Source organism: Arcicella sp. BE140 (assembly GCF_031456255.1).
Taxonomy (GTDB): domain Bacteria; phylum Bacteroidota; class Bacteroidia; order Cytophagales; family Spirosomataceae; genus Arcicella; species Arcicella aquatica.
In genome coordinates, this window is record NZ_JAVDUE010000003.1 from 35050 (window position 1) to 60910 (window position 25861).

Sequence of the window (25861 nt, forward strand, 5' to 3'; positions counted from 1 at the left end):
TGTATAAGTTATTCATCCACAATTCACTAACTCACAACTCATCATTAATTTCCGCCGTCTGTTTTTCCACGGGCTACAGCATAGTCACCAATTTTCTTTCCGCAAGCCAAGCCTACCTCGCTATCGAAACGATAGTGAATAGCGCCATAAATTCTTGATTCTGATGCTTCTTTTGCCATTGCCTCTAAACTGCTTTGTTGATTAGGGAATATATAAGAAAGCACCGTAGCTGCTGCTGCCGAGAAGGTGGCATGACCTGAAGTAAAACTAGGGAAGTTGGGTGTTCCTGTCGCTGTTTTTATACTTGGGTCAACTTGGTTTGGTCTTGGATAGAAATAATAATATTTAGTATCCCAGCAACAAACACCTGCATCATGAATAGCAGTATTCATTAAAGCCAAAGTCCTAGCCATTCTGATTTCGGAAAAACTAGCATCTCTTAATAAGTCCAGTGCTATTTGATTCCAGTGTCCTGGAGGTGTCGAAGTTCCTAATCCATCAGCCCAGAATTGTACAATAGACCATTGTTTGCGGGTAATGTTTTCTGAGTAATATTTTACTTCTGCTAAATCTTTCTTGAAAGCGTCAGAATCTAATGCTGGAGGAGCAGCAGGACGAATAGCATCTCGAGTAGCTTTATCGAAATTCCAAGTTTTTACTTCCCCAAATTTCATTAACATACCCGGACGAGCAGGAATATCTAAGCTTTTCCAAGCCGTTTTAAGTCCCCTTGCTACAGCTGCATCGGCTAACTGTGCTTGAATGGTTAAATTTCCACCAGCTGTTCCTGTGCCGTCTCCTTTGGCATAAGCAATAATTTTATCAGCCACAGCCTTACCTAAAATATCAGCGGCATCAATATCACTTTTTACATTTTTACCTGCCCAAATACCTACTTGACGGCCTTCTTCGTATTTATTGTCAATTAATTGGGTTGGATAACTACCTGGGAATAAAAACTTCAATACTCTACTTGAAGCTGCCGCAATAACTGCTTCTTCAGAAGGGTAATCAGGCAAATTATCAGCATCATTTTTTCTGTTATACTTAAACTTATAAGCCCAAGTTGCCACAAGAGCATCGTATTGAGCAACACTAATTAAAGCGTAAGCCCTAGATGCGTAAGGAGGATTGGCAAAAGGGAAGTAGGGCAACGTATCTGGCTTAGCAGAATTGGGTGCTGAATAAGTACCGTTGTCGTTTGGTTCTGGTGCTAAATTGTATCGAGCGATAAGTTCACGAGCGATTTCGTTCCAACGGCCTACTGAACCTACTTGCCAATAGGTTAAAGCACTTTTTTGGGCAGCCGTAAGATTAGCTGATATTTTTTGTGTTTCAGCTAATTCTGCCTTGTACTCAGCTGAACTAGTTTCTTGTGGAACTGGAATGGTGTAATCTGTTGGCTGACCAATATACATTTTCCAATTGCCTGCATTAGGCTCATTACTGGTTGGCACTAATGGTTTTAAGGAAGTTCGTTCAACTTCTTTTGAGCATGACAAAGCAATAAAGCTTATAAAAAATATGGATAAAATTCTTAATTTCATGATTTTAGGAGATAATTATCAAATCGTAATGATTAAAAATGAGCCTCTATTTAACTATTAGATAGACTATTTCTTTTTCTTGAAGTCTACAATATATTGTAGCTGTGCACCATACGAAGCTTCTACTTTTCCTACATTTCGTCCTGCGACAACATGTGAGAAATGACCATTTACTGAAAAGTGTTTGATTGGCGTATGCCAAGTAACAAAAAGACCAATACGTGTCCAGTCCATTTTATTGGCTGGTAAAGGCATGTCATAACGACGAATGTCTGTTCCCGTTGTTGCCCGAATATTGTCTATAAAAGCTTCTGCTAATACAGCCTTTTTGTTGATACCGACTCTTAGTGAAGTACTTACTTGGTCTGGTACAGCCATTTCGTGGCTATATTCAATCTCATTACCAGTATAATAATTAGTTCTATCAACATTCGTTTTACTTCTAGCAATGTATCCCCCTTGAGCCGTTATATGAAAGCCATAAGGTAATAATTGATGAATGATAAGACGAGCAGAAGCCGTTTTGGAATGAAGTCCAATAGAGAATGGTAAAAAGTCTGGCACATAATCTGTGACAGGTACAGAAGCACCGATTACGCCATAAAAACGTAGTTTTTTATAAGTATAAAACTTATATTTTGCTGCAATGCTTAAATCTTGTACTCCTTTCAAGCCGGTCATTGTACCTGCTGAAGCTTCGTTTTCGATGTAAGGTAATACGGCAAACACGTTTAGTTTTTCATTAATCCCATAGGCAGCCATAAAAGATGCTGAACGGGTAGTGAGGGTGCCAATATTTTGGTTATCACGCAGTCTGTCGCCTTCCCAGTATTTATTCCAGGATTCTTTGTCGTAATTAAGCACCAAGCATAGCTCTTTTTTAGCCATCATTAGGCCATCCTGAGTAGTTTGTGAGAAACTGATTTTAGGAGAAAAAAGCAAGTAGCAAAGACAAGTAAGCGTTAGTAAATGTTTCTTCATTTGTAATGATTAGATTCTTTAAAATTGGAAGTCATTCCAAAATTATGGAATAGTATAGTTAATTCCAAGTAAATAGAAAAATATTGATTCTTTATAGAAAATAAATATTTGTATCAAAAAAGTATAAATAAAAATAAGCTTATTACTAGTATTGTATAGTACAGTTCATTTTTTAAGGTAATTAATAGGATTAAAAAGATTTTTGACAAAAAATAGAAGGAGTGGAAATTTTATTTTTCCATAATTATGGAAAAATGGGGTGTTAAGAGGTAAGATAGTTGTGTTAGAGAATACTCAATTGAAGTTTTTTAAAGAAGGGTAGAACTATTTTCCACATGTAATAAAGTTTGTACGATAAAGCATACTAATATTGTTGCGTATCAGGATGGAATGTCTTCCAACTATGCCAAAACTCCTGATAAGCATTAACTTTAGTAAGAGGGCTTCCTTGTCCTTTGTCTAAATATTCTCCTTTTAAATTAAAATGTGCTTTGTCAAGTATCAATGTGTCGTTCTTTACCGTAAATTTTGGACTATTTGCTGGTACCTTAAATGCAAAGAAGCTCTTGTCGTCTTTAGCTAACACCAATACGATAGGTTGTTGTGCGATAGTAGTTTGGATAATCCGTTCCTTCTTTAAACGATTCCAATCAAAAGCTTTACTTTCATTGGCTACTTGAATGCCCACTACCCATGATTTGTTTTTCCATGATAATGAATCAGTACCAGTAAGTTTTTTTCTTGATTTCCCAGATTCATATTTGGCTGTACTATCATACTCTTCTTTATAGCGCAAATCGGGTTGCATGATTTTGCTATTTGGATACATTTTTAGCCAAGTATCTAATGACACTTGTTGAGCAGCTAGTTCGGGTAACATTGTGCCTTTTAGCGGCCCAGTAATGGCTTCACCATTGGCTTGACGCCACCAACTTTTGGTCGTTTTGTCTTCAAACATGGCATTGAAATGATCCATGCCCACTAATCTGAATGTTTCTGGTTTTCCATTAACGGTAGGCTCAAAAACTCGTCCAGTTCTACAAACAGAGCAATAAGTAACCATGATAGGTTTGCCACCAAGCGTATCACGCACTTGGTGATGGTATGTAATCAATGAGATAGGATAAGCTTTGGCCTCGCCATTCAATGCTACACCGATAATTACCCTATCTGTTTTAATTTTATTTTCATTGACAGATTTCATACTCAGGTGCTCAGTCTGTGCAAACATCGCATCGGCAGCCATTTTGAAATTAAAGGCATAGCATACTCCAGCGGCTATTAAAATACTGGCGATAGGCAACCATTTTGAAGATTTAAATGCTGATGCAATACTAATACTTATCATTAGTCCAAAGCATATTCTGAATATCCATCGCCATGAATATAAAAAATAAGCGATATCGATGCTTCGCATTTGCTGACTACCCGGCATTGGCATAATGAAATAGACATTCAATATTTCAAAAATAATAAGACCTAAAATGCCTAAATAGAAGAGCTTTTTCATTACAATTTGTGTCTATGAGGGTTAGTGTTTTATCTTGAATATGTTTGATAAGCCATTTAAGTAAAAACTCTACGTATCAAGTTGATATGTAGAGTTTGAAATATTAACCATTTATAAATACTTAGTATCTTGAATTAGATTGAGTTTTGTAAAACTTTACACGTCAAAAAACGTGTAAAGTTTGTAATATGCCCAATTCTAATATGTGAATGTCTTTAGTTTAGAGAAAAACAAAAAAGTAAATTATTTTATAATTATTTTGACTTTATTGATACGACAAATATAAGGAGTATTTTTAATAAATTCCAAATAAGTGGAAAAATTTTCCACTCAATTAAATATTTTTTAATATTTATGTCTATTATTAGGCTTTTTGAGCTTTTTTAAAGCTTTACAATGTAGTAAAATGTTTAAATTCAATCATTTGATAGCGTTACATCGATTATGTTTTTGAAAGTCACTAAAAAATCAAACCCCTAAAATTTCCATTTTAATGGAAATTTTAGGGGTTTGATAATAATTGAGTACTTCTAGCTAGGAGAAGAATTGGCATACCCAGTTTCCTCTGCTATTTTTTTAGCCCTTGCCTGATACATCTCTGGAGCATTTGGTGCAAAAGTACCTAAGCCATCCACATAACGATTAAACATGCAAAAAGCCGCACTTATTAAAACAGTATCATGAATCTCAATATCCGTAGCACCCAACTCACGAGCTGTTTCAACTTGGGCGAGGCTCACATGTTTACCACCTTGCTGAACACTTTTAGCAATACTTAGTAATGCCTTTAATTTATCCGAGATAGGAGCAGTAAGATAATCAGCTTTTACTTTGTCAACCAATGTATTATCAGTGGCGTAATACTGGGCTACTGCTCCATGAATATTCTGACAGAAAAAGCAATCGTTTAATGATGATACAAAAGTGGCAATTAGTTCTCGTTCTCCTTTGGTCAATCCTTCATCTGTTCTGAGTAAGGTTTCTGCCAAGGCATTTAGGGGACTAGCAGTGAAGGGTCTGAAAGCCATTAAGCCACGTATTCCCGGTAATTCTTCGGTTAAGGTAATATGTGCCATATCTTAAGATTTTGTAGGTAAAACATATCCTAAAGTTCCCATGCGCTCGCCCATTTGCGCATAAACTGTTGAATCAGTAGGGGTAAGCGTAGCTAGTCCATCTACATAGCGATTAAACATACAAAAAGTGGCTGCGATTAAAACTGTATCATGAATGTCTCGGTCATTTGCTCCCGCTGAACGTGCCAACTGTATATCTTCTTCACTGACGGTTCTAGCATCAGCTTGTACTTTTCCTGCTATTGTTAACAATGCTTTTATTTTATCCGAAATTGGTGCATTTTGATAGTCTTCCAATACCAAATCGACCGTATTTGCTTCGTCTTGATATAAATATCTTGCTGCTGCGGCATGACTACATGAACAAAAAGTACAGGTATTTTTATTAGAAACATACGTAGCAATCAATTCTCTTTCTGCTGGGCTTAATGGAGAGTCTTCTCGCAATAAGATTTGTGCTAATTGATAGAGGGGTTTCCCTGTATCGGGACGATACATTACTAGACTTCTAATACCCGGAACATTTTCTGGAAGCTGAATATGTGGCATAACGTGATTAATAATTGGATAAATTATGAGTTAGATTTTACAATAGTTAATGATGCTCCATCACAAAAGATTTATGCTTTAGTCTCTTTACTAAAATATACTACAGTTAAAGCAATGAGGAAAGTAATCGAAAAAGCGAGGAGGGCATTTCCAATGCCACCAAAGGCTGTTACTAAACTTCCTACAAAAAATACGGCTGTAGCAGTGAAAAACCTGCCAATATTAAAACAGAAACCTGTAGCGGTGGCACGAATTGTTGTTGAAAAAAGAGCAGGAATATAACTTGATAATGAACCTTGGCTTATCCCAAAGAATAAAGAAAGCAAAGCCGTTTCAAGATAAATAATGGGAGAAAAGTGGGCATTTGTTGTAAACAACAGTAAGCAAGCCAAAAAACACCCCGAGAAAGTAAGTATCAGGGTATTGCTAGAGCCCAATTTTTTGATTAACAATCCAGAAATCATCCCGCCGACAATACCACCAATGCCCAAAAGCATCATGATGAGACCACGTTCCTTTTGCCCGTCTGAAGAAGTGCCGATTAATAAACTTTGAACCCATGTAGGCAACCAAGAGAAAATAGCCCATAGCCCAATTAAGACCGCACCAAAAATCAATGAGCCGATGAGTAACTTAGGACCATTGGTTTCAGAGAAAATACTTTCTTTATGTTGGTTTTTGTTGCTCTCTTCTGATTGCCAAGAGGAAGATTCTGGTAAGAAAGATATAATGATAAAAGACAGTGAAATAGGAATAATACCTAACCAAAAGGATTGACGCCAGTTATTAAAAACCACATTCAAGCCTCCTGTAAGTACGATACCAATGGGAAAAGAGACCGCTAAAATCCCTAATGCTACTGGACGAGTATCAGCATCCCAAATTTCTGAAATATAGACAGTAGTAAGCAACAACACACCGCCTACTCCTAAGCCTGTAAAGAAACGATATACCAAAAGACTTTCCCAATTGCCTACAAAAACAGTCATTAAAGTAAACAATCCATAAATGCCTGCTGAAAAACCTAAGGTTTTGATTCGACCTACTTTATCACTAACAACGCCTAATGTTAAGCCTCCGAACATCCAGCCAAATATAAACGAGGCATTTAAATAAGCGCCTATTTTCCCTAATTCATCTGCCGTAGGCGTTTTACCTAATAATTCTGGAATGGCAACAGGTAAATTAACAGATATTAATGTTGCTACTGTGCCACCCAAGAGGTAACAAAGCATACAAAGCCCAAAGGCTAAAGTGTTACGTGACTGTGTTTTAGGGTTAGTTATTGCAATTGCCATCTGAATAGTTAAAAGGGTTTTGTTAATACTACCATTAAAGGTTCATCGTTTTTGAATCACAAACAGGAATGGTATTATACTGATTTGAGAAAGGCGTTTTCTTAAGATTAATTTTCGTAATAACATTACTGCCTTCTTTTATCTGAATAAACTGGTTGGGTTTAATATTTTTAAAAACCTGTTTCTTGCCAGTACTAGCCCAAGTGATTTCTACTTCATCTATTAGGTCACTTTGTCCAATACCAATATCTCTTCTCAGGGGTGATGCACCAAAACTTCCACCCGAATTGACATCTCTGTGAATGACTCTTTTTACGCCTTTTTCTCTAAAGCTAATTTTTAGGCGTGTACCTATTGCCGAGCGATTGGTTTCCTCACCTTCTAATCGGATATTAATCCAGCGGTTATTATTTTGACCGGGATTGAGATAAAGAGAATTATTATAAGAATCGCCGACATAAGCACCCCCTACTTCAATAAAAATATCACTGTCGCCATCATTGTCAAAGTCTGTAAAAGCCACTCCGTGTCCTTTTTGAAGATTGCCCACTCTGCCACTTACAGTTACATCTGCAAATGTGCCATCACCCATATTTCTAAAAAGACGATTAGGAACCAGCGATTTATAATCAGGGTTTCCCGTTCCTAAATACATATCTAGGTAGCCGTCATTATCAATGTCTCCGAAGTTTGCGCCCATTGCGAAAACAGATTTATTTAAACCTGCTTGCTTAAACACATTAGTAAATGTGCCATCATGATTGTTGTGGTATAAATACATTTTACTGGCTTGGTTCGGCATCCCCAAGGCTTCCGTTGCCGCTGAATAGGCAAGAGATTTATCAAATTGATAGCCACAAACAAAGATGTCTTGCCAACCGTCATTGTCATAATCCCAAAACCACGTCGGGAAGGTACTTACATGTACATCTGCTAATCCTGCTTTTTCAGTGACATTTTCAAACTGAGGAATATTATTGTTTATTCCTTTGTTTCTGAGCAATGTTCTTTTCCCTTGAATGCCAGAAAGAACGATATCTTGTAAACCGTCATTATCATAGTCGGCAGCACTAACGCCTTTTATAAAATCTGTAATCAGGCAATTTGCCTGAGAAGCGACTTCTGTAAAAGTGCCATTTTTATTACTGATAAATAATTCACAAGGATTGTATTCCTCAAGTCCGCCGTGTTCATTACCAATGAATAAATCTAACCAACCATCATTATTGAAATCTCTCCATACGCCTGTTTGTGTAGGGTGTTCTGAAAAAAGACCACTTTGAACAGTAACGTCGGTAAAAGTATTATCACCATTATTTCTAAGTAATGAATTGGCTTGTTTACCAAATTTTCCCATCCAAGCACCTCTAAACACGAAAATATCAACAAAACCATCGTTGTTGTAGTCAGCCTGAATCATATTCAAACCACCTTTAAAACGCCCTAGATCTGAAATAACTGAGCAATCAGTAAAACTACCTTTAGTATCATTTCTAAAGTAGTGCATCGCACCTGTTAGTCCCCAGTCAGATGTAATAATATCTAAGTATCCGTCATTATTAAAGTCATCCACTATCACCCCTCCAGCCATATTTCGCTTATTAAGGCCTATATTAGGTGCAACATCTGTGAATGGTTTAATCTCATAGCCCGAATTGTCTTTATCAAGATTTGGAATAAGCCACTGGCTAGGAACCTGTGCGGGATATTCACCAAGAGTCATATAAGCAATATTTAATAACCATCTCGATTCATAATCTTCTGGATTTTGTTGAAGTAGTTTTTCATATATTTCAATGGCTTTTTGTGAACCTGTTTTGTTCTGATGTACTCCGTTGTCCTTAATAGGCATAATACAAGACTCTGCTGAATGATTGGTAATACAGTTTTGACGTTCGCCCATTCTTAAATATGAAATAGCATAGCTTTTCATCACATCAGCGAAATGTCTGTGTTCAGCGTCTGTTTTTTCCAATATTTGTTCAAAAGCTTTTATGGCTTCTTCCTCCTTTCCAAGTTTTAGAAAACCATTTGCTCTAAAAAAATTTGCACGCATTCTCATACCTATATCAGTACTTTTTCTTGAGACAGAATCAAAAAAGGCAAATTCAGCCTCAGGGCAAAATGAGTTTTCACCTACATAAAATTTATCATAGGTAGCCGCTAAATGTTTTACCATTTGGTCATTTGAATTTGAAACCAACCCACAGGATTGTCCAATGAATAAAGCCAGACATAGGCAAGAGTATTTTAAAAATTTAGAGTTCATAATTTTAACAAGGTTTTTAATAGTTATAATTGTAAATAGGATTTAGAGGAAGAGAGAATCTGTAAGCTATCTAAATAGTTCATCAAATGTCAGTGAAACATAGTATAAACCACCTACTGCGGGCGAACCGTAAGCTTGTACGATATAGTTATTCGTCAAATTGTTCGCGCCTAATTTTACGGTAGTTTTTAAGGCAGGTACACGATAATTCACTTGTGCGTCTATCAAGCTATAAGCAGGAACATTCCCAGGACGGTTTTCATTAAATGTGCCGTACCAGTCAAATGATTCTTGCCAGTGCCATGCTACACTGAACCCTAGGCGGTCAGTGATTTTTGAATTGCTAAGGGTTAAGTTAGTCTTCCAACGAGGCGTATTGAAGGCTGGAATATTATTAGGGTTGGCATCCATAATGTTGAAGTCAGACCAAGTAGTGTTGAAGCCAACACGATAATTGTCTGGTAAAAAGTAAGTTAATCCCAAAGAAACGCCTTGTGAACTTACTTTGTCAGCGGCATTGGTATAAAGTTGGAAAGCCTGAGTTTTTCCTCCTAAAATATCTTGTGCCGCTGCTGAATTAATCGTTCCGTCTGAATTTAAAACATTACTACTTGGGCGAATAACTACTTGGTTAATCAAGAAATCAGTAAACGTACTTCTGTAATAGTTTACATCAATTAAGAATTTCTGAGCCAATAATCCTTTGTAACCTATTTCAAAACTCTGTGTTTGTTCAGGTTTGATATATGGTACATTTGATTTTACAAGCTTGCTTTTATTGTTTTCAACGGCCGTTGGGAAAGCAACACCTTTCTGTAAATCGCTAGAGAAGCCACTCGCAAAAGCACCTACCGAAGCGGCCGTGAATGAGTTTTCATAAGCATTTAAGCCCGCACTGTTAGCTGGCGCACCTCCTAAGATAATGATTGGGCCAACGTTTAGTTTAATAAATTGGTCTGGTACAGTTGGGTTTCTAAAACCTGTTTGATACGATGCTCTAAAATTATGATTTGTTGATGGAGAAAACACCGCAGAAGCACGTGGTGTAAAACTGCCATTAAAGTTTTCGTTTTTATCATAACGACCCGATAATGTTAGTTTCAATTGGTCTTCTAAAATTGATTTAGAAGCCTGTGCAAAAACGCCATATTCTTTTACACTCACTTTATTGATTTTATCATCAAATAAAGTACCGTTGGTTTCCATATCATACACCCTATAGCTTCCGCCTACTAATAAGTTAACAACTTTCAAGGTTTGGCTTAAATCATATTGAGCATCTATGTGGTAGAGTTTACTATTGCTTAATACACCCGCACCGCCTAAGCCAGCAGTAGCGATGTATTTACTTTTTTGTTGTTCAAAGTCACTAGAACCTGGTATAAAACGTCCTTGGTCGGCAAAAGCTCTGGCAGCACTGTGGTCTTGAGCACCCACACTCGTTACTTTTCCTGTATAGGCAGCAGTATAGCGTTCAAACCAAGTAGCATCAGCTTTATCTGGCGTTACTACATTTCCATTTAAGTCTCTTACCCAAGTACGGTTAATAAGCTGACCTAAAGAACGAGTATTATAAGAGTTGTTAGATTGTTCGGCGGTAGAATAGCCTCTGATAAAAAAGTTAGTTCCTCTTAGCTCTACTCTATTTTGAATTAACTTAAAATCGTTTAAAGCAAAACGGCTACTACCTGTATAATTGGCAGTTCCTTGGCTATAATTTACTTGATAGATGGCTTCTAAGCTTTCAGAGATTTTATAGTGCAAAGCCGCATTCAGTTTAGTAGAATAGACACCATAATTGGCTAAGTCTTTTTCTTCGTAACCAGTACGAGAAACACGTCCGATTCCTGTAATGGTTTGAGCTACTTCGTCTCCATAAATATTCAAGGCATTTCTTCCTGGGTTACTATCACCACGTTGAGCAGCAGGCGTATTAGGGTCAATGTCTGTATAATTGTTAGCATACCAATCCGTTCCTTTCAAGTAAGATGTATTTAATTTAAACGCAAAGCGGTTGTTGAATGCTTTGGCATAACGAAGGGCAAAATCAGTAAATGGTTTTGCTCCAGAAGCATTGTCAGAAACATGATTAATACCCACTTTTGTTTGAACAGATAGACCTTCGTAGGTAAAAGGATTTTTAGAAGTAGTCATTAATAAACCATTGAAAGCCACTGGGCCATACAAAGCAGAGGCTGCACCCGGTATTAATTCTACACCTTCGATGTCTAAATCCGAAGAACCAAAAAGATTACCTACGGCAAAACCTAAGCCTGGTGACTGATTATCGACGCCATCAATCAATTGTAAGAAACGACTATTCCCTGTTGAGTTGAAGCCACGTGTATTTATTTGTTTGTAAGTAAGACCACTCGTAACCATATCCAATGATTTTACATTCACCAAAGCATCATAAAAACTTACTGAGGGGCTTTGCTGAATAGCCTTTGAATCTATCTTTTCAATACTAATTGGTGATTTCAGGATATTTTCTTCTATTCTCGAGGCAGAAATAACTACTTGTTGTAAAAGCTCATCGCCAGCTTTAAGAGAAACAGTAATAGGGTTATTGTCTGTTACATCAATAGTTTGGCGTTCAAAGCCAATCATGGTGAATACTAGCGTAAACGGAGGTTTTGTGGAGGTTTTTAAGCTAAAAAAACCTTGGTTATTACTAATAGTACCAGTGTTTTTGCCTTTGATGGTAACACTTGCCCCAACCAAAGGCTTTTTAGTTTCAGCATCTGTGATAGTACCAGTAAAATTTTGTGCAATTACAGCGATTGAATTAAGTAATATAATAGTCAGCGTAAAGATTTTTTTCATGGATAATAAGTTTTAGTATGAGATAATTAGTGGGTATTCATTAGAAAATTTGGAGAAGTCATTACTATGAATGTGCCTCTTTTTTCAATTGTTCATAGATGGCAGGTACTCTGTTATAACCGTTAGTAGTAATACGTTGCCCTAATCTTTCGTAAAAAGCAGGTTCTGCGGGCGTTACACTTGCCAAGCCATCCACATATTTGTTGTAAAGACAGAACAAGGCGGCTATCAACACTGTATCATGAATTTCACGATCAGTAGCTCCTACATTTTTAGCACGCAGGATGCTCTCAGCACTAACATTTTTTCCATTTTGCTGAACCAGTGCCGCTATTGCTAATAAAGCCTTCATTTTTCCAGAAACTGGAGCCGATTCAAAATCTTGTTTTACCATTTCACACGTTTCAGATTCTCCTAAAAGTATATTGGCTGCCGAAGTATGTGCACTTGTACAAAACTTACATTGGTTTTTAGAAGAGACCAGTGTCGCAATTAACTCACGTTCACCTTCTGTAAGCGTTGATTCTCCACGCAATAAAATTTGTGTAAGCTCACGAATTGGTTGAGCAGTATCTTGGCGATATTCTAGTAGACCAGTAATGCCTGGCAAGTGGCTTTCTAAAGGGATATAAGGCATGATAATTAGGAATTTATTTTCTTTTCAGTAAAGTATTTGTGAGCGTATATCGTGTAATATTAAATTGTATATATCACAGAAATATTTGAATAAATTTATTATTCCAAATTTATGGAATAATAACAAATAAATCCAAATATTTGGAATAATTAATTTTAGATATGAGCAGATTGTGGAGAAGTAAGAGAAGAACAAGACATTTTATTGAATAATGATAGAATTTGTGAATAAATTGTAGGCATTATGGTCAAAAATGACGATTTTTGATTTTCCATAAAAAGGGAAAATATGGAAATAAAAGAGATGATTTATTAATTGGGTCGGCTAATAAACCGATAGCGAGGGATAGTAAAGAAGGATAGTGAAGACTAAAAAAAAGCCAGAAAACAATTGATTTTCTGGCAGGGTATAAAAGCATTATATGATATTTGCAGACTAATTAAATAGTTTGCGGGTCATTCAAAGAAGGACTATTTAAGTGTTCTATAACTTGATTTTTTAGTTGTTGAACAAACTTGCCAGTATCTTCTAAAGATTCTTCCTGACCTGATAGTTTCTTGACTAAATTCAGTAAATGCGTTTGAGTTTGTAACATCACAGAAAGGGTAATCTGATTATCAGCAATTTGTTTTTGATTACGAATAATGCTTACTTGATTGTTAACGATAATTTCTTGGTTTTTGATAATCGTAGATTGATTTTGAATCACCAAATCGTGATTATCCGCATTACGCTTTTGATTCTCAATCATAATATCATGATTCCCAACGATGCGTTCTTGCATATCTTTTAAGAAATTATGCTCGGCTATTAATTTTTGAAGTATTTCCTCTATATTTTGCATAATGATACTCTTGAATGAGAATTTTTATGATTGAAAAATGCGTTTACCTTTGTTTCCCGTAAAATTAAAGATTTTTATTGATGCAAACCGACAAACTGAAAAAAATCAAATTGCCTTGGCTTTACTTATCATTCTTGATAGTGGTATTGAGTGTTTGGATGTATTACATGGTAACGACCAATAGCTTTTACATTTATTTAAAACATGGATATGCAGTACTCACAATGATTTTTGGTTCATTCATTGCAGGGTCTAGCCCTGAAGGCAGTGCTGCCATTGCCTATCCCATTTTTACATTATTGCTTAAAATTCCCCCAGCCATTGCCCGAAATTTTGCTTTCGCTATTCAAAGTATAGGAATGACATCAGCAAGTTTACTGATTTTAAATTTAAAAATAAAAGTTGAGTGGAATTATATTAAATATGTAACATTCGGAGGTGTTTTCGGATTAATTTTTGGTACATATTATATCGTTCCGCTTATTTCGCCCCCTTTGGCAAAACTATTTTTTGTGTCCTTATGGCTTAGCTTTGGCTTGGTTTTATGGCATGAAAACACCAAACCCAAGCGTGAAGTATTTGATGCTATCCAGTCTTTTCAACGTTCAGATATGGTGAGATTGCTATTTTTTGGATTAGTAGGAGGAATGATTTCATCAATCTTTGGTACAGGTATCAATATCTTCTCTTTCTGTTTGATGACGATTTATTATCGGATTGATGAGAAAGTAGCTGTACCATCGTCTGTTATTATCATGACGTTGGAAACACTGTTAGGCTTTTTCTTACACGCAGGTGTGATTAATGATTTTCAACCAGAGGCTTTTGAAATGTGGCTAGCTTGTATTCCTTTTGTCGCTTTTTTTGCTCCACTAGGCGCATTTGTTATCAGCAAAGTACCTCGAAAAGCCGTAGCGACTTTCTTGTATATCATCCTGATTGTTCAATTTGTTGGGGCTATGTGGGTAATTAAACCTAGTGTTTTGCAGTTAATTATGTGTCTGATTACACTGTTAGCAGGGTTAAGTACTTTTGTGTATTTGGCTAAAATGAAGAATAATAGGATGTTGGAGGAGTAGAAATTTGTCTTTACATATAAGTTAAGTAAAATTATTCATCACTAACGTGTGACTTAAGTCCTATTGATTACTCACAATACATAAGTGATTGACAATCATATTCTTATCCCTAGCGAGGGACTTAAGTCCCTCGCTAGGGATAAGAGCTTCACGTAGTCAGGCTATGAAATGAGGCGACCAAAGTTCGGTTTGAAAGGCGATTTAAACCAATTTTATCAATAATCACATCTTCATTTTAACTTTTTAAAAGATGTGGGTAATTGATAGTACTTAAGTCACCCGCTAGTGATAAAGTTTAGAACTTAATAACCTACAAAATCCTCAACTTAGCAAAGCTCAATAATAGTGTTTTCTCACCAATTGTTCCTTCAAACTGAATCACCGCCTTGCGGTCGGTTCCATTAACATCTATCTTTTTTACTTTCCCGAAACCAAATTTTAAATGTTCTACTCGGTCGCCTTCTACCAAGGCTTTCGTATCGCTAGGTACAAAATCTTGTGAAGGCACATAGCTATTGCCAACAACTGGGCGAGGTGCTGGTTTGGCTATTAAATTGGCAGTAGACGTTGGCTTATTAGGCGTGCTAAAGTCAGGAGCCTTTTGCTCACGATTGGTCATTCTAACAAATCCTTGTGGTGCTGGTCTTTCTTCGGCACGACGAATATTTTTAGCAAACTGTAAAAAACTTGGATCAATTTCATCAAGGAAACGACTTGGTTCACATGGTTTCAAGCGTCCGTATTGATAGCGACTTTCAGCATAAGACATCATCAGTTTTTTCTCAGCACGAGTAATCGCTACATAGAATAATCTACGCTCTTCTTCCAAATCTGCTCTGCTTTGCAACATCATTTGGCTAGGGAAAAGGTCTTCTTCCATACCTACTACATACACATGATTGAACTCCAACCCTTTTGCTCCGTGGATAGTCATCAACGTTACTCTATCATTATCACCATCAGGGTCGTCGCTATCGGCAGTGATTAATAAAGAAACCGTTTGCAAGAAGCTAGAAAGCGATTTGTCTTCCTCCTCCACTTCGTTATCGTCCACAAATTCTTTGATAGAGTTCAATAATTCCTGCACGTTTTCATAGCGTGAAAGTCCCTCTACTGTTTTATCTTCATGCAATTCACGCAATAATCCTGATGCTTTGGCAATGTGCGAAGCTACTTCATAAGCATCTTTTTTATCAGCTTCCACCATGATTTTAAAAGACTTTATCAAGTCAGCAAAACCTTCGATGGTATCCGCAAATCGTCCTGCTTGGAATTGCTTGATATTTGAAACTACTTCCCAGACAGAAATCTGGTTTTCAGAAGCAGTTACTGCAATTTTAGCAATGGTAGTATCACCAATACCTCTTTTGGGTAAATTGATAATCCTTTTAAAAGCCTCTTCGTCTCTTTGATTGACCACAAAACGGAAGTAAGCTAATAGGTCTTTTACCTCACGGCGTTGGTAGAAAGACAAACCGCCAATAATTCTATACTTAATATTCAACTTCCGTAGCGCCTCTTCAAAAGATCTAGACTGTGCGTTGGTTCTATATAAAATGGCAAAATCTGTATTGCGTAATCCATGTGCCATTTTTGATTCAAAAAGGTGGGTTGCAATCAAACGCCCTTCTTCATTATCCGAGCTGGCTTTAATCAGTTCAATCAAAGAACCTTCCTCATTTTCAGTAAATACCTTTTTCTTTAACTGATTTTTGTTTTTGGCAATGATGGAATTGGCAGCCTCTACAATATTTTTAGTAGAACGATAATTCTGTTCAAGCTTGATAGTAGCCATATTTGGATAATCTTTCTCCAAATTCAAGATATTATCAATACTTGCACCACGGAAAGCATATATCGACTGGGCATCGTCACCTACTACACACAAATTTTTCGATAGTTCAGATAATTTCTTGACAATCAAATACTGTGAAATATTGGTATCTTGAAACTCATCTACCATGATGTATTTGAATTTGCGTTGATATTTATCCAATACCGCAGGGTGGTCACGGAAAAGAATATTCGTATTGTACAGCAAATCATCAAAGTCCATCGCATTAGCCTGAAAACAGCGTAAAGCGTATATTTTATACAATTTGCCCATTTCTGGTAATTTAGCTGCCGCATCATCCGCAGCAATCACAGGATTGTTCAAATATTCATCTGGCCCAATCAAGCGGTTTTTTGCTCCTGAAATACGGTTGAAAATTACATTGGCTTTATACACTTTATCGTCGAGACCACGCTCTTTTACGATAGCTCTAATTAACGATTTAGAATCGTCGGTATCATAAATAGAGAAGTCGGACGTATATCCTAAATGTTTTCCATCAAAACGAAGAATCTTGGCAAATACAGAGTGAAAAGTGCCCATCCAAAGATTTTTGCCATCGCTCCCTACAGCATTTTCGATACGCTGTCGCATTTCACCGGCAGCTTTATTGGTAAAAGTCAGTAGTAAAATTTGGAATGGGTCAACGCCTTTTTCGATTAAATATGCTGTACGATAAGTCAGTACTCTAGTTTTACCAGAGCCTGCACCAGCGATAATCATCAAAGGACCGTCTATATGTTGTACCGCTTCACGTTGCGGTTCGTTTAAACCTTTTAAGTAATCCATATAAATTTTTTAACTCAAATTGAATTGACCCCAAAATTACGAAAAAATAAGGGAGGGGTTAGTAAGAAGTTTGCTTTGTTTTGGAAATGTTGATTTCGGGTGTATTTTTACTCACAGATTTTTATTTAAAAAGAGAATAACATAGACCAATTTATTATATCACATCTCTTCTGCATAAATCTGCTGAAGGGATCAGCATAAATCAGCGGGGAAATAGAAATAATATTATGAACGAAACCAGACAAATAAGAGACATAGAAAAGGAATTTATCATTGCCCTTTTAGCCAAATTGAATCTCACGACTGATGATTACCCAATAGACAATGAAGTATTTGAATATGAAGGTGGGAAAATGGGAAGTATCAGTATTGGTAACAAAAATCCTGATGATTATGATGGAGATTTAATACAGGTAGAATATAATGATATTGATGGTGTACCTGTATTGATAACCCTTACCAAAAATAAATATAATCAATTATTAGATTTAGATTTCTGGAAAGAAGATTTCTCAGCATTGATTATCTATCCAAAAATTGAGGAGGTGATTGTTCGGCAAATGTAGGGTCGTATAGTATACAACCTTTGGACGAACGTTGTACAGAATGAGGTAATATACGATATCGGACACCACATGGGACGAATGCAATTCGTCCCTACGTTTTTATAAATATAAAATATGGCTAAAATGAATTTTTGTCCACAATGTGGAAAAGACTTGATTACAAAGTTTAAAGATGATAGAGAAAGAGTCCTTTGTCCAGATGAAAAAGATTGTGGTTTTGTACATTGGAATAACCCAACACCCGTAGTAGCGGCCATCGTAGAACATGAAGGAGATATTATTTTAGCCAGAAATGTTGCGTGGCCCGAAGGTTGGTTCGCCCTGATTACAGGTTTTCTAGAAGCAGGAGAAACACCCGAAGAAGGTATTTTAAGAGAAGTAAAGGAAGAATTAGGCCTTGATGCTGAAATAGTAGAATTTGTCGGACTCTATGAATTTCATAGGATGAACCAACTAATTATAGCCTATCATGTAAGAGCAACAGGAGTAATACAACTGAGCGAAGAACTATTAGAATTTCAACGAAAAAAAGACCATGAAATCCTGCCTTGGGCAGCAGGTACGGGAAAAGCGGTAAAAGACTGGCAAGCCAAAAGAGGTATTTTTAATGAAGTAATAGAGTTTAAAAGATAAAGAGTCAGGCTATGCACTAAACCCGTGATTAATAGCCTGACTCTTTTTCCAATCCAGATAACCTTTTATGGCTAAGGCAGATAAAAGCAAATACAGCACGCCTGTACCATAAAGACCTTTATAGCAATACATTCCTGTGTAAAAAAAGTCGGCACTAATCCATAAAATCCAGTTTTCTATATATTTTCGGGCCATCATCCATTGTGCAATTAGGCTGATGGCAGTAAGCGAAGAGTCAATATAAGGCAAACTAGCATCAGAATATCTACCATGCATATAGCCAGAAGCGACCGTGAAAGCAACGAAAATAATAGTACAAGCTAACCAGAACTTTGAAGGCATTGTAGTAACAGCCAATTCAGTTTTTTCTTTGCCACCAAATAACCATTGATACCAACCATAAATACTTAGGATAATAAATACTACCTGCAACTCCATATCTGAATAGAGTTTGAATTGCCAATATATTACGCCATAAATGCCAGAAGAAACAATAGCCCAAAACCATCCCCAAATATTCTGACGAGTATTCAACCAAACACAAATCAATGTGGTAAGAATCCCTAAGTCCTCTAGCCAGTTTTGTTGAATATATTCTTGTATAGTTGATACCATAGTTTTTATAGTTGTGAGCTATGAGCTTTGAGCTTTGAGTTTAAATAATTGTAATTCCCCAAAGCTCATAGCTCAAGGCTTAAAGCTGATAGCTACACCGTTTTCAATTTCTTTGCTTGCTCTTTCATTACTTTCTTTTCAAGGTCTTCATAGTATTTACAGAAGCCTTTCAAGGCACATTCCCCACATTTTGGATTACGGGCTACACAGATATACCGACCATGAAGAATTAACCAGTGGTGTGCGACAGGTACAGATGCTACAGGAATATATTTCATTAATTCTTTTTCAACAGCCAATGGAGTGGTGGCTGTTTTGGCAACTAACCCAATACGATGCGAAACCCTGAATACGTGTGTATCAACAGCCATAGCAGGCTGGTTATAAATAACAGATACAATAACATTGGCAGTTTTGCGACCAACCCCCGGTAAAGTTTGTAATTCCTCAATTGAGTTAGGAACCTCAGAATGGTAAACAGAAACCAATCTTTGTGCCATGCCTATTAAATGCTTGGCTTTGTTATTGGGATATGAAATAGAACGGATATAGCTAAATACTTCATCAAATTCAGCCTTAGATAATGATTCTGCATCAGGGAAGCGTTCAAACAAAGCAGGTGTTACCATATTTACACGTTTGTCAGTACACTGAGCCGACAGTGATACCGCCACTAATAGTTCATAAGGTGTGCGATAATGCAATTCCGTTTCTGCAATCGGAAAGTTTTCGGTGAAATAAGCAATAAGCTTTTGATAACGTTCTTTCTTGAGCATCAGTATTGTTATAATCTAAAAGAAGCCTTCGGTTTGGGCAAAGGCTTCTTTGGGTAAAAATATCAGATTCAGTATTTAATGAATATCAACTTAGCTTGCTAGCATTTCAGCATCACGTTGTTTGTTTACTCGTGCCGATACAACAATACTTACTTCATACAAACATAGTAATGGGAAAGTTACCAATAGCTGAGAAATCATATCTGGCGAAGGCGTAATTACCGCCGCAACAATTAGAATAACAACCACAGCATGACGACGATACTCTCTCATAAATGATGGGGTAAGAATACCCACACGTGAAAGCACATAGGTAATCATTGGTAACTGGAATGTTAGTCCACAAGCCAAAGTCATCATTGAAAGTAAAGAGATATAATCGCTGATATCGAATTGGTTTTGGATAGACTCGTCTAGTTTAAAGCTTGCCAAAAAGTTGATTGCCATTGGCGAAACCACAAAATAACCAAAAGCTACGCCCATGAAAAACAACAACGATACCCAGAAAACAGCTCCACGTGCAGCCTTAGCTTCTGTGATTTTTAAGCCGGGTTTTACAAAACGCCAAATTTCCCAGAAAAAATAAGGAAAAGAAAACAATAAGCCTACAAGGATTGATTGCGTAAGCGCCATCATAAACTGTCCTGATACTTCTCTGCTTTGCAAAATAAAGTTTGCTTGGGTAAAACACAAACCTTCTACACCTGTAGCATCTGCTAACTTACAAAGCATTCGGTTGGTCCAGAACTCAGACTTTGAAGGTCCCATAATAATTTTTCCAAAAATTTCTTTTTGAAAAATCCATGCTACAATTGTAAATACCAAAATAGACGCTACCGAACGTAATATGTGCCAACGGAGTTCTTCAAGGTGGTCAAGGAATGTCATTTCATCACCTTCTTTTTCGTCTGATTCTTTGTCAAATTCTTGGTCTAAAGCCATTTTTTGAATATTAATTTGCTATTTTAATAAAGGCAATACGTTTAAATATTCCCCTTTTTTTGTTCTGTTTCTACCATTCATCTTTGATAAACAAGTGATGGTATTTTTGCTTCACTGCAAAAGTACATCAAAAACGCAAAAAACCCTGATAACCTTTACGATTGTCTGTTTATTATAGGGCAGATAGATTTTTCAAAAAACATTTATTAGCCACTTGCAGGCAGGCATAAAAAAATCTCCAAAGCCTTATCCTAGGTTTTGGAGATTTTAAAATATGGTTGAATAACAATCAAATAGTAGTCATGGGTATAATTTCTACTTTCTGATTTTGTAAAATACTCAATGGGAAAACAGTATTACTTTCGCCTGTTTGTAGTGTAATGGAAGTATTATCAATGGCAACAATTTGCCCTCTTACGCCATCGAGGATAATAGTTTGCCCTTCTTTGAATTTATTTTTACTATAAAAATTCGACAAAATATTGGCAAGCACATCTTTTGAAGCCAATCCATACCCAACAGCAAAAGATAATATGATGCCACCAATGATTAGGTTGAAGCTAGATTCCAACAAACTGGTCTCAATACCCGCTTGTTTCAACGCAGCAATCAATGCCACGACCAAAAAGAAAAAGAAAACAATATTACCTAACAGTTTACCCGATTCTATTCTCAATGACTTACAAACATTTATCACAGAATTCTTGAGTGCATCAGCAATCATAACACCTGCTAAAAGCATAAGGGCCGAAGCAATTAGCTTAGGAATAAGATTGACCAATGAAGAAACCATGTCAGTCAACACCTTCATCTCTAGGGTTTCTGTCGCTGCTGTAAGAAACACTAGCATAATGAAATAGTAAAGTGTTTTTGAGACAAAGGCACTTAGTCTTATTAATCCAAAACGTTTGATAATATCTATTTCATTCAGTTTGTCTCCTAATTTATCAAACCCAGTTTTTTCAAGTCCTTTTTGTAGAACATTGGTAGTTATTTTAGCGATAACCACACCCACAATCAACAAAATGAGTGCACCAATTACCTTGGGAGTAAATAGGAATAATTGTTCTAAAAGTTTTTGGAAAGTCTGAAAGAGGATGTCTTGAATGTTAGGCATAATGGTAAATATTTACAATAAGAAAGAAATGGTTAAATCTCAGATTGTTCTTGTTCAGTATTTATATCGATTGATTTTGTTAAAGTGTTGATGAAATTCCCAACAAATAACTCAACCAGTACAGAAGTCACTCTTATTGTCTCTATTTCGGCTACCAGCGCAGCCTTTACATGAGCAGGAACCTTTTTTTCGGAGTCGATATTTTTTAATGGATTGTTATTCATGATGAAAAAAAACATGGATAGCTTTGGTGATGATTATTCCCCAGAAAAATAAACTTTCTAGGTAAGCCTTTTTTAACTTATCCTTTGCTCTTAATAAACGCATCTTCACAGCACTTTCAGAAATATCCAAAGTATTAGAAATCTCTTTGATACTCATTTCGTCTTGATACTTCATCATTAAGATAGATTTATCCTCTGCAACAATCTGTTGAAGAGCTTTCCGAAGGCGATGGTCTTCCATTTCAGCTAGTTCAGCCTCTTCGTCATTGTCAATCAAATCAAAATTTTCATCAATCAGATGTTCATTATAGCGTTTTGAAATTCTTAATTGGTCTATACAGTAGTTATAAGTAATAGAATATAGCCAAGTTGAAAATTTAGCTGTTTCTTTATAGCAACCAATATTTAAAACAAGTTTCATGAAAATATCATGTGTAAAATCTTCTGCTTTGGCTTCATCTTTTACAAAAGATAAACATTTGCGATAGATTTTATCAGCATAACGGTCATATAACTGTTCAAAATAGCTGTTGTTTTGACTTTCTATAAACAGGGAAACTAATCGTTCGTCACTTAATTTTTTAAGGCTCATTAATACTAAAGCTAAATGCTATAAATGAATTATTAATCGTATTTGGTGACTAACCAATGCGATTGTTGGTCTTATACTTTAAGGAAGAATTTTGGTGGGCAGTGACGCTATGTGTTATTGGAATACGAAAATAACAAAAAATATTTACTTTCTATTATATATTTAAAAAGCGAAAAGCCTTAAATTAGCTAAATCGCAAGGTTTTATATAATATTTTTAATACCAGAGGCGTTGAAATTTATATGATAATACCTACAGCACATGAAATTATTCTTAAGTTTTTGTTTATTAAGTGCCTTTTTTCTAGGAGCTTGTAAAGCTACACAAAAAAGGACATCGTCAGATACTGAGCAATCGTCTTCAAATACCGATTTACCAGTCAAAATTATTTTTACTTTAAGTAAAACTCCATGTTATGGAACGTGCCCAGTATTTAAAATGACTGTATTTGAAAATGATAGCTTAGTGTATGAAGGTGAAAGATTTGTTGATAAAATAGGCGTATCTTCAAAGTCTTTACCAAAAGGAAAAGTAAAAGAGCTTGTTAGTAAATTTAAAGCCGCTAATTTTTTTGAGTTCAAAACTGAATATAGCGCTCCTATTACCGATATGCCTACTACATATATTTCTTTTACTGATAAGACCAAGACGCTGAAAATTAAAGATTATCATGGAAGTCCAGAGGAACTAAAGCAATTAGAACAACTGCTTGTTGATTTAGTATCTGACGAGATAAAAGTTAAAAAATAGATAGCGTGAAATTTAATGATTTTATAATAAGGATATCTTCTTATTAGATTTAACTTTGTTGAGGCATGAGTGTAATTCCCAAATACAGAAAACGCAGTAGAGTAAAGGATTCTCTTGTGGGGAATCTTTTTTCCTTTCTAAACAATTTTATGAATACAAAGCAAACACCCGAAGAGAAACGTCGTCTCGAAAAGGTCATTAATAAGTCATATGACGTTATTGAGAAGTCTGACTATATCAGCCGTGATTTAAGTTGGTTGAAATTTGATGAAAGAGTACTTGATCAAGCTAGAGATACACGTAGAAATATTTTCGATAGATTAAAATTCTTAGCGATTACAGCTTCAAACCTTGATGAATTTTTTACGATTCGTGTAGGGTCATTGTATAACTATATCGATTACGGTAAAGAGCGTACAGATTATTCGGGTCTGAGAGAATTGCCTTTCAAAAAAACGTTAATGGCTGCCACACAATCTTTTGTATCAGAAACACAAAGGTTGTATAACGAGGAATTGTTCCCAGAATTTGTGGAAAATGGTTTTAGAGTAGTCGGACTGAATGACCTCAATGATGAGGAAATGGAGCAAGTCCTTGATTACTTTAATCGTACTATTTACCCAATGCTTACGCCTATGGTTTTCGACCATACGCATACTTTCCCGAGTTTACTTGGTAAAACCTTGATTTTCGGAGTAGTTACTAAAAGTGAAGGGGAACGCACTGAAAGCAATATTAACGAAAGCAGAAAAATAAGTTTTGTTCAGATACCACAAAACCTAAAACGTTTTTATGTGGTAGAGCGCGAAGAAGAAGTATTGTTTTTGCCTATTGAAGAAATCATCCGTCACGAAATCTGGAAACTCTATAAAAACGTAGAAATTGAATCAGTTGCTTTGTTCAGAATTACGAGAAACGGTGATTTTGATGTAGTAGAACATGAAGACTCTGAAACTGATTTTATCGACGAAATCAAGAAGAAAATCAAAGACCGTCGTTTGGGTAGAGTTACCCGTATCGAAATGGAAGATGGTTGTTCAGAGTGGATGTTGCAAATGATGCTAAAGCGTTGGAAGCTAGAAAAGAACGATATATTTTTTAGCAGTACGCTAATTGACTTTACAGCCTTCTGGCAAATTATTAAGCATAGCGAATTAAAGTCGAGACAAGATGTTCAAAGAGCGTCTGTTCCAGCGTTGGGTCAACTTACCCAAAAGCCAGAACATATCTTTGAAACGATGAAACAAGGGGATATCCTTTTGCATCATCCCTTTAACAACTTTGAGCCAGTCCTTCAGTTATTAGAACAAGCCGCAGAAGACCCACAGGTATTGGCCATTAAAATAACGCTTTACCGAATTTCAAAACATTCGCGTATTGCGGAGGCACTATTACACGCCGCTGAAAATGGCAAACACGTGTCGGTATTATTTGAAGTAAAGGCACGTTTTGATGAGGAAAATAATATTCGTGAAGCCCTCCGCTTACAAAAAGCAGGTTGCTTTGTGATTTATGGAATACCGGGACTTAAAACCCATACCAAACTGTTGCAAGTAATCAGAAATGAAGGTGACAGAGTAAAAAGCTATGCCCATTTGTCTTCAGGGAATTATAATGAAGATACTGCTAAGCTTTATACTGATATTGGCTTATTAACTACTGACGAAGTATTAACAAGAGATATTTCAGAATTCTTTAATGTTATTACTGGTCATTCGCAACCGCACTCTTATGAAAGATTGATTACTGCTCCTAGAGATATGCGTAAGCGTTTGGTAGAAATGATTCAGCATGAAGCTGCTAATGCAAAAGCTGGTTTGCCAAGTGGAATTTGTCTGAAAATCAATTCATTACAGGATAAAATTACGATTGATGAATTATACAAAGCGTCGCAAGCGGGTGTGAAAATTCAATTGATAGTAAGAGGGATTTGCTGTTTGCGTCCACAAAGAAAAGGGTTGTCTGAAAACATTACGGTGCGTTCTATCGTAGGAGATTTCCTTGAACATACCCGTATTTATTATTTCCATAACAATGGCGAGCCTAAAGTATACGGAGGTTCAGCAGACGTAATGGTAAGGAGTTTTGACAGAAGAATAGAATCTCTTTTTGAAATATATGGGGTTCAAGTAAAACAACAAGCCATTCATATTTTAGATTGGAACCTGAAAGACAATGTAAATGCTTATACCATGCAAGAAGATGGGTCGTATATGCGTTGTGCCTCGCCAGCAGAATGTGGGGCTAAGGAGTTTGATATTCATAAAAAATTCTTTGAAGTAAGTATGGCAGATGTAATGGAAGCCAAATTGTTTCAAGAAGAAGAGATAATTGAAGAGGAAGTAAGTACTGAAGTTTAATTCAGGTTATATCAATAATAGATTAAAGGCGACTATTTGATAAAAAT

22 protein-coding genes are annotated in these 25861 nt (G+C 36.2%); 5 read left to right on the forward strand and 17 right to left on the reverse strand.

Annotated elements, in window-relative coordinates; genetic code table 11:
- Positions 1-44: 44 nt before the first annotated feature.
- The 10 genes from J2Y60_RS06030 to J2Y60_RS06075 all read right to left on the reverse strand — a co-directional run bounded on the left by J2Y60_RS06030 (position 45) and on the right by J2Y60_RS06075 (position 13537).
- Complete coding sequence (locus J2Y60_RS06030; protein WP_309914788.1) at positions 45-1547, reverse strand: phosphatase PAP2 family protein; 1503 nt, start codon at positions 1545-1547, stop codon at positions 45-47.
- A 66-nt stretch (positions 1548-1613) separates the two neighbouring features.
- On the reverse strand, positions 1614-2528 hold the full coding sequence (locus J2Y60_RS06035) for a transporter (protein WP_309914791.1): 915 nt from the start codon (positions 2526-2528) through the stop codon (positions 1614-1616).
- A gap of 364 nt (positions 2529-2892) precedes the next feature.
- Positions 2893-4038 carry a DUF3179 domain-containing (seleno)protein gene (locus J2Y60_RS06040; RefSeq protein WP_309914793.1) on the reverse strand — a complete coding sequence of 382 codons (1146 nt, stop codon included), beginning with the start codon at positions 4036-4038 and terminating at the stop codon, positions 2893-2895.
- A gap of 530 nt (positions 4039-4568) precedes the next feature.
- Positions 4569-5114 carry a peroxidase-related enzyme gene (locus tag J2Y60_RS06045; RefSeq protein ID WP_309914796.1) on the reverse strand — a complete coding sequence of 182 codons (546 nt, stop codon included), beginning with the start codon at positions 5112-5114 and terminating at the stop codon, positions 4569-4571.
- A gap of 3 nt (positions 5115-5117) precedes the next feature.
- Entirely contained in the window at positions 5118-5663 is a 546-nt protein-coding gene (locus J2Y60_RS06050; protein WP_309914798.1) for a peroxidase-related enzyme, read from the reverse strand.
- 71 nt (positions 5664-5734) lie between these two features.
- A complete protein-coding gene (locus J2Y60_RS06055) occupies positions 5735-6961 on the reverse strand; it encodes an MFS transporter (RefSeq protein ID WP_309914801.1) in 1227 nt (408 codons plus the stop codon).
- A 34-nt stretch (positions 6962-6995) separates the two neighbouring features.
- A complete protein-coding gene (locus J2Y60_RS06060; protein ID WP_309914804.1) occupies positions 6996-9230 on the reverse strand; it encodes an FG-GAP-like repeat-containing protein in 2235 nt (744 codons plus the stop codon).
- Positions 9231-9296: 66 nt separating this feature from the next.
- Entirely contained in the window at positions 9297-12056 is a 2760-nt protein-coding gene (locus tag J2Y60_RS06065; RefSeq protein ID WP_309914808.1) for a TonB-dependent receptor, read from the reverse strand.
- 64 nt (positions 12057-12120) lie between these two features.
- A complete protein-coding gene (locus J2Y60_RS06070) occupies positions 12121-12693 on the reverse strand; it encodes a peroxidase-related enzyme (RefSeq protein WP_309914811.1) in 573 nt (190 codons plus the stop codon).
- Positions 12694-13132: 439 nt separating this feature from the next.
- Positions 13133-13537, reverse strand: a complete 405-nt coding sequence (locus tag J2Y60_RS06075; protein ID WP_309914814.1) for a hypothetical protein — start codon at positions 13535-13537, stop codon at positions 13133-13135.
- A gap of 80 nt (positions 13538-13617) precedes the next feature.
- Here J2Y60_RS06075 and J2Y60_RS06080 point away from each other — a divergent pair, with 80 nt between their 5' ends.
- The gene (locus tag J2Y60_RS06080) at positions 13618-14616 is read left to right on the forward strand and encodes a sulfite exporter TauE/SafE family protein (protein WP_309914816.1); all 999 of its coding nucleotides are present in this window, start codon (positions 13618-13620) and stop codon (positions 14614-14616) included.
- 310 nt (positions 14617-14926) lie between these two features.
- Here the strand turns inward: J2Y60_RS06080 and J2Y60_RS06085 are convergent, their stop codons facing one another.
- Entirely contained in the window at positions 14927-17239 is a 2313-nt protein-coding gene (locus J2Y60_RS06085; RefSeq protein WP_309914819.1) for a UvrD-helicase domain-containing protein, read from the reverse strand.
- Between the two features lie 227 nt (positions 17240-17466).
- Between J2Y60_RS06085 and J2Y60_RS06090 the strand changes: the two genes are divergently transcribed.
- A complete protein-coding gene (locus J2Y60_RS06090; RefSeq protein WP_309914823.1) occupies positions 17467-17805 on the forward strand; it encodes a DUF6984 family protein in 339 nt (112 codons plus the stop codon).
- 114 nt (positions 17806-17919) lie between these two features.
- Positions 17920-18438 (forward strand): NUDIX domain-containing protein, encoded by a 519-nt coding sequence (locus tag J2Y60_RS06095; RefSeq protein ID WP_309914826.1) that lies wholly within the window; start codon positions 17920-17922, stop codon positions 18436-18438.
- A gap of 9 nt (positions 18439-18447) precedes the next feature.
- Here J2Y60_RS06095 and pnuC read toward each other — a convergent pair whose 3' ends face one another.
- The 6 genes from pnuC to J2Y60_RS06125 all read right to left on the reverse strand — a co-directional run bounded on the left by pnuC (position 18448) and on the right by J2Y60_RS06125 (position 22704).
- Positions 18448-19053, reverse strand: a complete 606-nt coding sequence (gene pnuC, locus J2Y60_RS06100) for a nicotinamide riboside transporter PnuC (RefSeq protein WP_309914829.1) — start codon at positions 19051-19053, stop codon at positions 18448-18450.
- 92 nt (positions 19054-19145) lie between these two features.
- On the reverse strand, positions 19146-19829 hold the full coding sequence (gene nth, locus J2Y60_RS06105) for an endonuclease III (RefSeq protein WP_309914832.1): 684 nt from the start codon (positions 19827-19829) through the stop codon (positions 19146-19148).
- Positions 19830-19919: 90 nt separating this feature from the next.
- Complete coding sequence (gene tatC / locus J2Y60_RS06110; RefSeq protein ID WP_309914835.1) at positions 19920-20771, reverse strand: twin-arginine translocase subunit TatC; 852 nt, start codon at positions 20769-20771, stop codon at positions 19920-19922.
- Between the two features lie 289 nt (positions 20772-21060).
- On the reverse strand, positions 21061-21888 hold the full coding sequence (locus J2Y60_RS06115) for a mechanosensitive ion channel family protein (RefSeq protein ID WP_309914838.1): 828 nt from the start codon (positions 21886-21888) through the stop codon (positions 21061-21063).
- Positions 21889-21920: 32 nt separating this feature from the next.
- The gene (locus J2Y60_RS06120; protein ID WP_309914841.1) at positions 21921-22112 is read right to left on the reverse strand and encodes a hypothetical protein; all 192 of its coding nucleotides are present in this window, start codon (positions 22110-22112) and stop codon (positions 21921-21923) included.
- A complete protein-coding gene (locus J2Y60_RS06125; RefSeq protein ID WP_309914845.1) occupies positions 22105-22704 on the reverse strand; it encodes a sigma-70 family RNA polymerase sigma factor in 600 nt (199 codons plus the stop codon). The genes J2Y60_RS06120 and J2Y60_RS06125 overlap by 8 nt, the downstream gene beginning before the upstream one ends.
- A 261-nt stretch (positions 22705-22965) precedes the next feature.
- Between J2Y60_RS06125 and J2Y60_RS06130 the strand changes: the two genes are divergently transcribed.
- Together J2Y60_RS06130 and ppk1 are read left to right on the forward strand one after the other, a co-directional pair.
- On the forward strand, positions 22966-23454 hold the full coding sequence (locus J2Y60_RS06130) for a DUF6438 domain-containing protein (protein ID WP_309914848.1): 489 nt from the start codon (positions 22966-22968) through the stop codon (positions 23452-23454).
- 149 nt (positions 23455-23603) lie between these two features.
- Positions 23604-25814, forward strand: coding sequence for a polyphosphate kinase 1 (ppk1, locus tag J2Y60_RS06135; RefSeq protein WP_309914850.1), 2211 nt, complete (start codon positions 23604-23606; stop codon positions 25812-25814).
- Positions 25815-25861 lie beyond the last annotated feature (47 nt).